The organism is Shewanella halifaxensis HAW-EB4, assembly GCF_000019185.1.
In the GTDB taxonomy this organism is placed as follows: domain Bacteria; phylum Pseudomonadota; class Gammaproteobacteria; order Enterobacterales; family Shewanellaceae; genus Shewanella; species Shewanella halifaxensis.
Genome location: NC_010334.1, coordinates 1262585 through 1276328 on the forward strand (window position 1 = coordinate 1262585; position 13744 = coordinate 1276328).

Annotated in this window: 9 protein-coding genes; 3 read left to right on the forward strand and 6 right to left on the reverse strand. The window is 45.9% G+C overall.

Features of this window, described 5'->3' with window-relative positions:
* Window positions 1-39 precede the first annotated feature (39 nt).
* Complete coding sequence (locus SHAL_RS05255) at window positions 40-1761, reverse strand: chloride channel protein (protein ID WP_012276150.1); 1722 nt, start codon at window positions 1759-1761, stop codon at window positions 40-42.
* 61 nt (window positions 1762-1822) lie between these two features.
* On the opposite strand from SHAL_RS05255, the gene SHAL_RS05260 reads away from it, so the two are divergent.
* Together SHAL_RS05260 and erpA are read left to right on the forward strand one after the other, a co-directional pair.
* Window positions 1823-2626 carry a DUF6776 family protein gene (locus SHAL_RS05260; RefSeq protein ID WP_012276151.1) on the forward strand — a complete coding sequence of 268 codons (804 nt, stop codon included), beginning with the start codon at window positions 1823-1825 and terminating at the stop codon, window positions 2624-2626.
* The gene (gene erpA, locus SHAL_RS05265) at window positions 2619-2969 is read left to right on the forward strand and encodes an iron-sulfur cluster insertion protein ErpA (RefSeq protein ID WP_012276152.1); all 351 of its coding nucleotides are present in this window, start codon (window positions 2619-2621) and stop codon (window positions 2967-2969) included. The genes SHAL_RS05260 and erpA overlap by 8 nt, the downstream gene beginning before the upstream one ends.
* A gap of 82 nt (window positions 2970-3051) precedes the next feature.
* Here the strand turns inward: erpA and SHAL_RS05270 are convergent, their stop codons facing one another.
* The 5 genes from SHAL_RS05270 to SHAL_RS05290 form a co-directional block, all read right to left on the reverse strand.
* A complete protein-coding gene (locus SHAL_RS05270) occupies window positions 3052-3570 on the reverse strand; it encodes a hypothetical protein (RefSeq protein WP_012276153.1) in 519 nt (172 codons plus the stop codon).
* 89 nt (window positions 3571-3659) lie between these two features.
* Window positions 3660-4040: a DUF2750 domain-containing protein gene (locus SHAL_RS05275; RefSeq protein ID WP_041415856.1), complete on the reverse strand. Its 381-nt coding sequence runs from the start codon at window positions 4038-4040 to the stop codon at window positions 3660-3662.
* A 216-nt stretch (window positions 4041-4256) separates the two neighbouring features.
* On the reverse strand, window positions 4257-5669 hold the full coding sequence (locus tag SHAL_RS05280) for an alkaline phosphatase (RefSeq protein ID WP_012276155.1): 1413 nt from the start codon (window positions 5667-5669) through the stop codon (window positions 4257-4259).
* A gap of 82 nt (window positions 5670-5751) precedes the next feature.
* Window positions 5752-8271: an alpha/beta hydrolase family protein gene (locus SHAL_RS05285; RefSeq protein ID WP_012276156.1), complete on the reverse strand. Its 2520-nt coding sequence runs from the start codon at window positions 8269-8271 to the stop codon at window positions 5752-5754.
* 95 nt (window positions 8272-8366) lie between these two features.
* The gene (locus SHAL_RS05290) at window positions 8367-11132 is read right to left on the reverse strand and encodes a TonB-dependent receptor plug domain-containing protein (protein ID WP_012276157.1); all 2766 of its coding nucleotides are present in this window, start codon (window positions 11130-11132) and stop codon (window positions 8367-8369) included.
* Window positions 11133-11484: 352 nt separating this feature from the next.
* Between SHAL_RS05290 and SHAL_RS05295 the strand changes: the two genes are divergently transcribed.
* Window positions 11485-13635, forward strand: a complete 2151-nt coding sequence (locus tag SHAL_RS05295) for a winged helix-turn-helix domain-containing protein (RefSeq protein ID WP_012276158.1) — start codon at window positions 11485-11487, stop codon at window positions 13633-13635.
* Window positions 13636-13744: the final 109 nt, after the last annotated feature.

Below are 13744 nucleotides of genomic sequence, written 5' to 3' on the forward strand. Positions count from 1 at the left end.
TAACTTGTGGTTATCAAATTAGGTTATAACAATGACTGTTTACACTTGCCCCGAACGGATCTCTTTTCGTAGGGAAATCCAGTTAATCACACCAACAATCTGTTCTTTTGTATCTTGGTAGATATAGACCTCCCCTCGGCGCTCTTTGGCCAAAATGGCGTATACCTCATTGAGGGTTGAAGTATCCGGAAGACCTTGAATAGGGTGGCGAGTCAAGGTTGTATCCTCATCTCTAACTTGCAGCTCAAGCTGCAGCATATCAACTTTTCCTTGGGTATTTCTAATTAGCACAGAGCGCCCCTCTGCACGCTTTAGCACCTCCAGCAAGAGTTCGTCATTGTCAGCCACAATCACAAAGCGCTTATCCATGAGTTGGCGCACACCGACTTTTTGTAGCCCAAGGTTTACTGGGGCAACTTTATAGCCCAGCCCCATGATCTCTAGCTGCTCGAAGAAGATAGACTTGGTCTTGAAACCTTGGTGGGCAATCAAAAAAGCGGGGATAACCACAAACATAGAGGGTAAGATGATGGAAGCGTTATTGGTTAGCTCAATTAACGCCACTAGTGCGGCTAGTGGGGCGCTTAAACACACGCCCATCATGCCCGTCATACCGATAATGGTATAAAGGCCAATATAGGGAGCGATACTTGGAAACATGAGCGCGCTAACTAACGCTAAAATCGTGCCGAATAACGCGCCAATACCGTAGAGTGGACCAATAAGTCCGCCTGGTATGCCAAGGCCTATGGCGGCAATGGTGGCGATGATCTTACCGGCTAAAATGGCGCATAAGAATAAAATGCTCGGGTGCTGGTTAATGGTTTCAGCTATGGCGAGCTCACCGCTACCAATTGCTTGCGGTAAAACTAGGCCCACTAAAGTAGTAACTGCACCGGCGAGTAATAGGCGATTAATCAGTGGCCAGTTTTGTCCGATAGCGGTAACTTTAAGCAGGCTGGCATTAAAGAAGGCGGCGATGCAGCCAAGGATCACACCGAATATTGCCAGTAGTGGATATTGAGTGAGTGGGATTGCAGCCACACCAATTTGATCTAACTCATGAACGTCACCAAACACCAGCTGGCTGCTAACAGCACCGCAAATCGCAGACAGCATAATCGGAAAAAAGTAATGGATCTTGTATTCTCTGAGCACCACTTCAAATACAAATATCACTGCGGCTAATGGTGCGTTAAAAATCGCCGCAATACCGGCGGCAATACCACTGGCACACATAACTCTTACGCTGTTGTCGGGTAGCTTAAATTTTTCGGCTAATACACTGGCGCTGACCGCACCTAAATGAATCGCTGGGCCTTCTCGGCCTACAGAGAAGTTGGTAGCAAGGGCAAATAGGGCTTGGAAAAACTGTCCCGGTGCAGACTGCAGTGGAATTTTACCGTAATGCAGCTTAACTCTGTGGATTACATAGGCGATGCCCATACGTTTATAACGCTGAGATCCCATTTTTGCGACACCCCAGATTAAAAATGAGCCGAAAAGCGGTAATAATACTCGCCAGTCATCGATGATATCCGTAAAATTCAACTCTTGGGCTTTGGTGAAGGTGTCGCACCAGAGCAGTAATAACCTAAAAAGAACAATGATGCCAGACGCAAATAGTGCAAACAGTAATGCGAGCAAACATAGCTGTACACTGATCTTGGCTTGCGAAAGCGTATCTTTAAGGTCGGTATGTAGGTATTTTTGAAATTGCTCTCGCTTCTTAACAATTGTTTGATGCACAGAAATTTCCAAAATGTATGTTTGTCACATTGATATCAAAATGTGAGATTTTTTATTAAGGGGCTGTTACTTAATGCCAAATTATCATCGTTGGATCGATCGCTTGCAAGTGATTGAACGACAAATTAGACCTTCAAGCGTTTATTTATTGCTTTTATTGCTAGTGTTCTTTGCTTTAGGTGCACTTTGTTACGATGTTGCAAAGTTGCATTACCTGCCAAAAGTGGAGGTTAAGGCTGATAAATCAGAACTGTATATCCACCAGCTGCAGCAACAAGCGCAGACCTTGGCCGCTCGTAACATTGAGTTAGCACTAGAGCGTGAAGCCAACAGTAACATGCAAGCTATGTTTGTTGAGCAAAATGGGAAGCAAAAAGAGCTGGAGCGTGAGTTAGCGTTTTATCGTAGTGTGATGGCACCAGAAAATAGTGCCGACGGTGTGGCGATTAATGCATTAGAGCTAGAGCCAAGCCTCCAGCCCCGTCAGTACCGTATTAAACTCGTACTGACACAGTTAGAGAAGCGTAAGCGTTCGTTATTGGGCCGCAGTGAAGTGACTTTAGTTGGCTTGCAAGACGGTAAAACGGTTACCCTTAAGTTATCAGATTTAAGTGATGCCTCGTTTAAGTTCAAATTTAGATATTTTCAGGTGTTAGAGGGCGAATTTACATTGCCTGAAGGCTTTAGCTTGTCTAGAGTGAAGGTCAAAGTGATCGTGCCAGCCAGTCGCTGGACCAAGGGATCACAAACTGAACAGGAATATAGTGCACAAGATTTACTTGTGGATGAAAAAGAGCAGGGCATATTACTTGAACAAAACACTCAGGTATTAGATAATTCTGCACAGCAAACAGAAGTAAGAGGTAGTAATGACTGAACAAGCTGAAGATGCTTTGCCAATCCGCTTTACCGATGCGGCGGCTTCAAAAGTAAAAACCCTGCTCGAAGAGGAAGAAAATGACGCACTTAAGTTACGAGTCTATGTAACGGGTGGCGGATGCTCAGGTTTCCAGTATGGCTTTACCTTCGATGAGAAGATAAACGAAGGAGACTATACTGTAGAGAAGCAAGGTGTTCAGTTAGTTGTTGACCCTATGAGCCTACAATATCTTGTTGGTGGCGAAGTGGATTATACTTCAGGCCTTGAAGGTTCACGCTTCTTCGTTAAAAATCCCAACGCGACCACCACATGTGGTTGTGGTGCAAGCTTCTCCGTTTAACCTTTCGATAAGGCAAACTGAGCAAGTAAAAAAAGCCGTCAAATGACGGCTTTTTTTATAACTGCAGACTCAACAAAACAGATCAGCGCATAATATTGAGGTTCATCTCGCGGTTAAAGTAGTGTCCCACTTTGCGTGTAAACGCTATCCATACCTGCACTATCGCCAATAAAATCAGAATAGCAAATATCAGCCAGTCTGGTAGTGAGCTATTAAAGCTGCCGATAGCGAAACTCTGTGGGGCTGACGGGTCAAAGTTTTCTGGGTTATGAACGATTAAGGGCAGAGCGCTAACAATCAACAGTTGCAATGAGGTGTATACCCGCAGCATGATTAACCCTGCTTTCTGTTTGCCTATGATGGCAAGCACCATAAATAAGGTCAGGATACAAAGTAGCACGCCTTGCTGAGTGATTAAGCCCCCAACAGAGATCACCACAAAAAAGATAAGCAGGGAGATAAGGCGTTTAGGCATGGAGATTTTAGCCGCAGAGGGCGGGTTCGGAGATTTTTTTGTATCGATAGTTGAATCCGTCGTTGCATCGTTATTAGGCGCAGCGGAAACTGATTCAGTATTATTTACAGGTTTTTTGCTATCCACTTTTTATTCTCTTTATTGTTTTATTAGCAGATAAAAGGCTGAAGGTGATAAGCCTTAATGGCTTACCACCGTAGATCACTAATTGTAAATTAGTGACGCTTCTTAGGCGTTAGACGATCTTCAAGTTCGTGTGGAGGGATCACAACACCTAGGTCGTCTTGTACTGGGAATACGGCAACGAACAGGTCGTCATCCTGCATGCCTGGTACCCAACGCTCTAACCATTCGTCAACAGGGATAGCTAAGGCTTGGCAGTCTTGCCAGTCATCAACAGCCCAAAGTGCTGCAGCTTCCTCTGTTGGCCACATAGGAATGCAATCTTCCTCTTCTGTGGTAAGCATCACGCAGCCATCTAAATCTTGTAATGACCACAATGTTTTGTGCTCTTTAACTTGCTCTACTAGGTAGTCGTAGCGAGATTCTGGTGTCATTTCAGTAATTTGTTTAAGGCTTTTGCTTTTGTTGCTCATGGTTTACATCTCTTAATTTTAAATGAGGCGAGCCTTGAAACAAGGATAACGCGCCGATTAAACGGATAATAGCACCTAGCTGACTATTGAAAAAGAAAACAGAGCTTAATTAGCCTCTGTTTCTCTATATTGACAGCTAATCTTACAGCCACCCAAGACAAGCCAAAGTATGCCAATAAACTCGGCAGTCATTGTTGAGTCAGGTTCATATAACGGTTACTTAACCTTGTAGCGCTCATCTTGCACCATCTGAATAAGCGTCGCAGCGATTTCGCTATTGTCTTTATGACCTCTAAAGTACAGCGCGCCTTGGCCATAGGCGTAAACAGGCACATCGATTGCGTCATGGCCACCCGTTGTCCATCCTGTATAGGTCAGCTTATCAATCGTTTGTTTTAGATCGTCCTCTATTTTCTGTTGATGCTTGTGGTGAGACAAACGAGAGTTGAGCATTTTTCTTAGCCCATCCATTTTTCTGTCTTCAATATCAATGCTGATATGGGGGCGTAAAAAAGCACTAAATGCGGCTAAATCATTTAGCACCTCTGGGTTGGCAATGATGAGCTGGGAAATCGTGCTTGGCAAGCTGTGAACTTGATGTAGTAACTGGCCTTGCCATTGATAAGTACCGTCCCTGCCCAATGTCAGGCCACCGGTAGAGTGGTCCGCCGTCGCCACGAGTAAGGTGTCAGGGTGACTATCGACATAGCGCTTAACTAGACTTAAGGTATTAGCGAAGTCATCCATCTCATTCATCGCGCACGCGATATCGTTGCTGTGGCCACACCAATCTATATGACTGGCTTCTACCATCATCACAAAGGGGGCTTCTTGATTCGATAGCAAGGAGAGAGCCTTGCGGGTCATGGTAGTCAGTCTAAGAGGGTCTTGGCTTTCAATCGCATAGGGTAAACCTTTAGGGGCAAACAGCCCTAGAGCGGGCAGATTTTCGATACTGCTTAGATCGCTAAGGCTATCAATATAGTGATAGCCATACTCTTGAAACTCTAATGTTAGATCTCGGTCGTTGCGAGCAAAATATTGTGTGCCACCGCCAAGCATGAGGTCGGCAACCGGGCGCTTGTCGATAAGGTTAGACAGATAACTATCGGCTATTTGGTCATAGTTCCTGCGACTTTCATTGTGGGCTAAAAAGCTGGCGGGGGTAGCATGGTTAATCTGTGAGGTAACGACCACTGCGGTGGTTTTTCCTTGAGCTTTTGCCATTTCCAGTAATGTGGGGAAGGGCCCGCCTTGATGGTCAACCGAAATCGCACCGTTGTAGGTTTTGTAGCTGGTCGCGAGCGCCGTAGCTGCGGCCGCCGAGTCGGTGACATAGGTGTCATCGTCGGGGTAGGTGCTCGACATACCGACTAACAGTTGGTCGAAGATAGTCTTTTCGACTCTTTGGGTTTGCGGGTTGTCGTTATAGAAACGGTAGGCAGAGGTATAAGCCGGTCCCATACCGTCACCAATTAAGTAGATGATATTTCTAGGAAGGTATTCGGCTACAATTACTGGAGCAAAGGGGGCATCGGGTTGTGCTTGAGCCGAAGTGCACCACAGACTGGCACACAAAAGGCTTGAGTAAATTGCCGATAAACGAACAATCGAGTTTAAATTAGTCATGGGTCAGCTATCCAAAATCGCAAATGGGAAATAAATGGCTGCAACTCATTGCGCTCGTGCAGCCTTATATCGGGGTTAAGGTTTAATGAAAAGTCATTTGCGTTTCAGTCTCACTCCTCTGTTTAAGCGCTTCGCTGCCTCGAGCCAGAGCAGGCTTTTTTAGATACTGCTCAAGCCAAGTTTCTTGTTCCCACAGCATGTGCATAATCGATTCTTTCGCTTTATAGCTATGGCTCTCATAGGGAAAGGTCACTAAACGTGCTTGCCCTCCGAGCCCTCGAATTGCCTTGAATAGTCTCGATGATTGCATCGGATAGGTGCCGGAGTTTGAGTCCATTTCGCCGTGCATCAGCAGCAATGGTTCATCGATTTTATCGGCATGGGTAAAGGGAGACATCTGTTGGTAGAGGCTCGGAGCCTCCCAGAAATTACGTTTCTCATGCTGAAAACCAAAGGGAGTTAACGTGCGGTTGTAGGCGCCGCTTCTGGCAATACCAGCGGCAAACAGGTCTGAATGGGCCAGCAGGTTCGCTACCATAAAGGCACCATAAGAGTGACCGCCAATGGCTACGCGATCTCTATCGGCAACGCCCATCTCCACTAAGGTATCGATTGCGGCATTGGCGTTAGCGACTAACTGACGGCGAAAGCTATCGTTGGGTTTATCACTCCCCTCACCAACAATCGGCATGGCAACCTTGTCGAAAATAGCATACCCCTTGGCGGCAAATGGTACCGGGCCTTTGGGGCTAATTTGATTGTATTGATTAGGCGAGTAGTTTACTTGGCTGGCGACCTCAGCATTTTTGTACTCTCGGGGATAAGCCCACATCAAAACAGGTAGTGGGCCATCCTCAGTACTATAACCTGCGGGGAGATATAGCACGCCCGATAGCGGCAAGCCGTCATCACGGCTGTAGTTAACTAGCTGGCGAGTCATGCCTTGGTAAGCCTCGAGCTTATGTTGGTTTTGATACAGCAGTTGCTCGTCACCTGACGCAACATCTAGCATCACCAAGTGCGAGGGGGTATCAGTGCCTTGCCTGCTGATGATCAGCGTTAGCGGCTCAAGCTTGAGAATATATTTAACTCTTTCCAATTGCTGCGTCGATGACTGCCACAGGGTCGTTGGTTTAGCTATGCTTTGCTCACCTTTTAGTGGTGTCAGTAATGATGACTGTAAGAAAGGCTGATAGCCCTCAGGTGAGGCGCCAAGACCGTAGTGCAGTAAGCTATTGTCATGTAACTTGAAGACTCGTCCTAAATGTTTACCGTTAAGCTTAGCGTTTTGACGATAAAGACTACCGGGGGCATTATAGGTGTCGCGAATTGCCTTTTGATACCAGAGAGATAACCCTTGAGAACTGTCAGTGGAGGTATCTAACAGACTGACACGCATCTGTTTCTTATCTGATTGTCGCTCTGTGACGAGTGCAGTGTTTTGCTCTCCCCAGGTTATTTTACTGATCCGCCAAGGGGTCTTGGTGAGTGGCATAGGCTTTTGAGTAAAAGGTGCACTGAGTTGTAGCAGTTGATCGCGGTAGTTGATTTTGATGCGACTGTCACCCTTATCGAGGGCTTTCACGAAGGCGAGGGTATCTGGCTTATCGCTACGCCAATGGATCATGCGCGGACCTTTGCGTACCGAGTCGCTGCCCGGAGGGCGGTACTCACTGCTTTCTAGGTGCGCAAGGGTTTGTAGTTTTTCACCCGTCTGGCTAAATAGCTCTACCGACTGGGCGAAGTCATAGTATTTGACCATATAAGAGAAAGGCGAAGCGATACGTTTGACCACTAAATATTTATCGTTAGGCGACAGACTGTAGCCGATATTAATGGCGGGCTTGCCGATAGGCTTAACATCGCCATTAAGGGAGATAAAGCTTAACTGACTGGTGGTTAATGCGGTGAATTCGGCCTCATCTTGTGGGTTCTTAAGCAAGTCTTGATAGGTTCTGCGCGGCGCTTTCTGGCCTGAGGTTTCACTGATATTCGGTGCGGTTGCCACTGGGTTGCTATTAGAACTAGTCGCTGTTGCAAGGTTAGTAAACACTCCCTTGCTGTCGTTTTGCCAGATATATTTCAATCCCAATGTGGCGTTTAGGCGGCTTGGATTGAGTTTGCGGCTCTGCTGTTTTTCTAAATCATAAATAAACAGATCTGCGCCATGCTTAGTTAAGCCGATATAGCTTAGGTAGCGACTATCGGGAGAGAAGCTGACATTGGCCAACTGCATAGCGCTTGGTAGTGGTATGGTAAAAGGTTCCGCATCGGCTTTTAATTTAGTGAGGTTAATTAGCTCGACGCTCAAATAGCTGTACTTTATTCGGCTTGGGATCAGCAGCTCTGGTGAGACTCTTAGACCTGCAAGCTTGCGCTCAGTTTGTGCCAGCGTATCGATTGAAAGGTGCTTTCTTGGGGTTAATATCGCAAGCCATTGCTTATCTTGAGATAAGCGAGTGCTTACATTTTTAGTTTGCTCAACGACATCCTGTAATGCTTGTGTGGGTAATTGATAGCTGTTGCTCATCGCATTAGCGCTGAATAACAGCAGACTGCAGATGGCTATCAGGGCATACATTAAGAGCGGGTTGCGAGACATTCTTATCTCCTGATAATAGGAAAGAGGTAAGCGGGAAAGATAAGCGCCCAAAGTTGGGCGCTTATTTCTCGTATCGAAGGGAGATTTAAACGAGATTAAAACTTCTGTGAATAACCAATGAATAGACTACGGCCAGTGTTTGAATAGCTGCTATTGTCATCTTCATAGAAAGGCCAGTCATTGTGCTTGTCGTTACGCTCGTCGTACAAAGGTGGCATCTCATCGGTTAGGTTTTTAACACCCGCAGTGAACTTACCTTCCCAAGGTGCGTAGTAGCTCAAGGTAATGTTGACGATTTGATAAGCATCTAGTGTGTCAGTCTCCATTGACTCAACATCATCACCGTTCTCATCTTGGTACTCGAACAGATCGACACCTTGTGCTTCACCCGTGTAGTAGTAAGCAACCGTTGCGCTAAAGTCTTCATAGTTCCAGCTTAGGCTCGCGTTACCTTTCCATTTAGGGAAGTAATCGGTCTCAGTTTGCTCTTCAATTTCGCTATCGATGCGCTCTTGGTACTCTTTCTTAATTAAGTAAGAAGCGGCAACTTTGAATTTGAAATCACCAATCGCTGTTTCTGGGAACTGATAGTTAAAGCTGGTATCAATACCTTCAGAGGCCTCATAAGCACTGTTGATTGGACCTTTACGCATACAAGCGATATTCTCGATACCGTCATCATCGTACTCAGTCAGGTAACCGACTCTATCCATCTCTTCACAACTAGTGTAGTTACCCGTTTGGTAGTAAGAAGGATCGGCTAACATTTCATCGGTTGATATGGTTTTAACAGCACCATCAAGTTCGATGTTCCACCAGTCAACAGTGATATCGGCGTTGTCGGTTATGTTGGCTACAATACCAAAGTTCCAGTATTCACCCTTTTCCTCTTCAAGGTTTAGGTTACCTTGAGTAATTGAGCGGTAATCATCTTCATAAATCTCATCTGGGATGGTTGGGTGTGGATAATCTGTTCCACCGAAACCGATAGTTCGCCCAGCATAAAGGCGGTGCATGTCTGGTGCTCTAAAGCTCTTACCCCAGTTAGCACGAACCATGACTTCATCAATTGGACGGTATGAAAGTCCTACTTGTGGAGTGGTTGCGCCGCCTACATCAGAATCATCTAGGTACTGGTCGTAACGCAGTGCAGCTGAAAGATCTAATGACCTAATTCCCGTGATATTGGCTAACAGTGGGATTTGTAACTCACCAGCAACGGCAACGCGGTCTCGATCGCCTTTACCGCCGGTACCTCCCATACCGATTAGGCCACCGCTTGAGGTAACATCATCTAGGGTATCTTCATAACTTTCACGCGCCCACTCGGCAGTGGTTGCAAAGCCAGCTGTGCCCGCTGGCAACTCCATCAAATCACCGGCAAATACCGCTTGGAACTGGTGCAAGCTTGAATCTGAATTTTTAGTTGAGTCCGCAATAAGCATGTTAGCTTGTTCAGTCGTCATTTGACTATTCGGGTACCACTTAGATGGGTCGGCATCATTTGGATCGAAAGTTACAATATCGAGTAGCGCATCAGCTTTTACCATGTGATGGTTTTGCTTTTCGTACTTGTTGTAGCTGCTTGACCAAGAGAGATCGAGCTCGTACTCACCAATGTTACCGTCAGCGCCAAATGAGAGCGAAGCCTTAGTATTTTGGGTATCGTAAGTACGTGGTCCTGGATACTCTTCCATTCTACGCGCTAGATAGAAGCGGTTATCATCTTCAAACTCATATTTGTCATAGCTTAGTGCACCAGTCGCTTCATCTTGATAAATACTGGTACCGAAGCCTTTTTCGTCTTTATACTTAGTCGATTCTTTGTAAGAGGCGTTGACCATACCGTAAAGCTGCCAATCATCGTTTAAGTCGTAAGTCGAATTAAGCACTAAGTTGAATCGGTCATAAGCTGATTTTAGGCCACGGTCAGCGTACTTATCGTAGTAACAGTCATATTTGTAAGTGGGTCTGTAAATCCCTTTATCGCCAAACAGCTCGCCACACTGTTGTTCACTCAGGTTAACGTACTTATCTTCGTGATAAACCTTGCTGTAATCGGTAATTCTTGAAGACCAACTTGAAGGCGCGGCATCGCCATAAGGGCCAGCACCCCAAGTAAGGTCTCCATCTTCATTTTCATAGTAAGCAGGACTGTATAGGCCGTCACGCTGATAAGTTTGAATCGACTCTGCTTTTTTATATTCGAGGATTAACAGGGTTTGGCTCTTATCGGTATTAAAGCCCTGTAGGTAAGACAGATCAAGTTCCTCACCGCCACCTTGAGTTGGGTCATTATATTTAGCTGAAACCTTCGCGCCTTCGTACTCTTTCTTAAGAATAATGTTGACCACACCACCAACGGCATCAGAACCATAAATTGCCGAGGCACCACCGGTTAGAATTTCGATGCGTTCTACTGCCGCTGCAGGAATGTCTGATACATCAACAAAGTTCGAGGTGCCACCGGCAGCACTTGGAAAGGAGGCTTGACGGCGGCTATTGATAAGAACCAAGGTGCGGTTAGCGCCCATACCACGTAGGTTCACAGAGCTAGCACTATCAGTGTAACCATCGCTCTCACCGTTGAGTGAACCACCCGTATTGGCAACAGAGGATTGCAGTACCTCAGAGATAGAGTTAAGGCCACTATTGGCAATGTCGTCCGCTGTAATGACTGTAACAGGTAAAACACCTTCGAAGTCGGCACGCTTAATACGCGAGCCTGTGACTTCAATTTTTTCCATCTCTTTTTTAGCGTCGCTCTTGTCTGCCGCTTCAGCTGCAAACAAGGTTGTAGGGGTTAGCGCTGCCATACTGATGGCGAGGCTCAATGCTGAAAGTTTTGTTTTTGGTTTCATTGATTGCAGTCCTTATTTTTATAATTTCCCTAAACGCGATAATCATATTTACGCACAACATCATCAGATTAAGGCATGTCATTCCTAGGGTGAATACTGTCGAGTTTCCAATTGAAATGCTGTTGGTTATCGGCTGAGGTTAGTTGTAATTAATTTGTGAGCGCGCAGCAATCGGTGTGGAGTCGTTTCTTTATTGTTTATATGTCTATTTAATCTCTATTGTTTATATTTTCATTGGCTTAGTGTATCTTTTGGTGGTGGGTTGAACTCTTTGTCTATGTTAAAAAGATGTGGCGCTCCGTGCTGGTGATGGATACCGATATAAAAAAGATAAATAAAAAATGGGATCAGGATGCTTGATATAAGGAAAGAGGCGTTATTTAAGCTTGGCCAGTGTGAGGTTAATCCCAGTGATAATAGCCTGAACTTTTATGATACAGACGCTGATAACGGCTCCTGTCAAAAAGTTTCAATTCAGCCTAAATTTATCGAGGTGTTAAGTTATCTAGCACGGCAATACCCCAAAGTAGTCACCCGAGAGGAGTTAATCGACAATATTTGGGAGGGCAATAGCTACGTGGGAAGTAAAGCGCTAACCAATGCCATCTGGCATCTGCGTAAGCAGCTCAATCAGCGGACGGATGCTGAACAAGCTATCGAGACGGTGCGTAAGATGGGGTACCGTTTACTGGTTGAGCCTGAGTTTAATGATGCGGATCTGGTCGATGAGCCAGATCTATTCCAGCAAGCACAGCTTAAAATCAAGCATCTAACTCGGTTTAATCGAAGGCTTACCCTAGCGGGTGGATTATTTATCGGTGTGATTTCAGTAGCTTTAGGGTATCACCTCTATCAAGACAGTATTCGTTATGTCCCCACCACCAAGCAAAACTTAACCACGGAAGCTGGCTCAGAGCTTTACCCTGCGGTTTCTCCCGATGGTCGCTGGCTGGTTTATGGTAGCCGTGGCAGTAACAAGTACGCCAGTCTTTATCTTAAAGATTTGCAAAACCCAGCCGAAACCCCTAAGCGACTCACCTCGACTAAGACTGCCGAGCTCAGAGCCGTATGGAGTCCTGATGGTAGCGCACTGTATTACGGCTCTGAACATAGGAGCGAAGATAAGTGTTACCTGACTAAACTCAATCTAGACAGTAATGAAGCCCTTAAGTTAGGTGAGTGTTACACCTACAGCTCGGCGATTGATATCGCCCCTGATGCAAGCCGGCTAGTGTATATCTGGGATGGCGCAGAGGGGTTTGGCTCCGGCCTCTATGAGTTGTCTCTTACTATAGAGGGAGAGAAGCCCAAGCGCTTATCTTGTACTGAAAACTGTAGCTATCGTGACCGTGATATCGCCTTCAGTCCCAATGGCAGCTGGCTCGCGGTTGCACGGCGTTTTGGTAATATCTCCGAAGATATCTTTATTCGGCATACAGAAACGCAAGAGGAGCAGCGCTTAACCTTTGGTTTAGAGGATATTCGCGGCCTTAGCTGGCATCAAGATAGTGAGCGGCTGATCTTTAGCACCGAAAACTCTGGTGTGCGAAATGGCTATATTGTTGGGATTGATGACAAACAGATCCAGCCGCTAGAAGTGGAGGGCATGAGTTACCCGCGCTCTATTCCTAACAGCGATGAGTTGGTGTACTCCAACTATATTCGTGACTATCATGTGGCCTCTTTTGCGTTAGAGCAATCTATCCCTACCGCCACTTTTCCACTATTGCAGGTAGAGTACAGTTACCGAAATCCCGATTACTCATCAATCACCCAGCGTATCGTCTATGTGTCCAATGAAACAGGCTTCAATGAAATTTGGTCCAGTGACACTGATGGCAGTCAAAGGCGGCAGCATACCGACCTTAAGCGCCGAGTGGCCTATCCTAGTTGGTCCCATGATGGCACTAAGGTGGCATTTCTAGCCCCCGATGATAAAAATGAGGGCAATAAAATTCACGTGCTGGATATGAAGACCTCCAACATCAGCATTCTTGCGACCCCTTATCTGGATCACAATCGTCCTAGTTGGGGGTGGAATGATGAGATGGTACTAGCGAGCAGTAAAGACGGCATTACCGAGTTTTATCTGGATAACCGTTTGCCTAAGGTGATTAGCCCAATCGACATGCGTCTTGGTAAGATGATAGCCGAAGATAAGTTAGTCTTTACTCTGCTCGGGAAGAACGGTTTATGGTTGTTGTCGCTAGCAAGCCCAGAACAGCCTAGTGAACTGATTAGTGCTAACCATTTTGGTGAAGGATATAACTGGGTGGCAACCGATAAAGGTGTTTACTTTAGAACGAGCCGCAGTGGTTATCAGCTGATTAACTTTTGGCGTTTTAATACAGGGCTTATCACGCCTATTTTGAAGTTACCTTCGGGCAGTATTCCCCGTTCGGGTGCCATGACCTATATGGGCAGTAATAACAGCTTGCTGATGACCTTATCGCGAAATTACAAACGTGATGTGATAAAGCTGCAGCATAAGTTATTGTATTAGAGGATTGGCGTCCACTGTTGCAGCTGAAATGTCACTAGGGGCTTAAAGCAGGATTAGCCAGTAATGTGAGTTATTACTGACTAATGATATCGGGCTAATGCTATCGGTT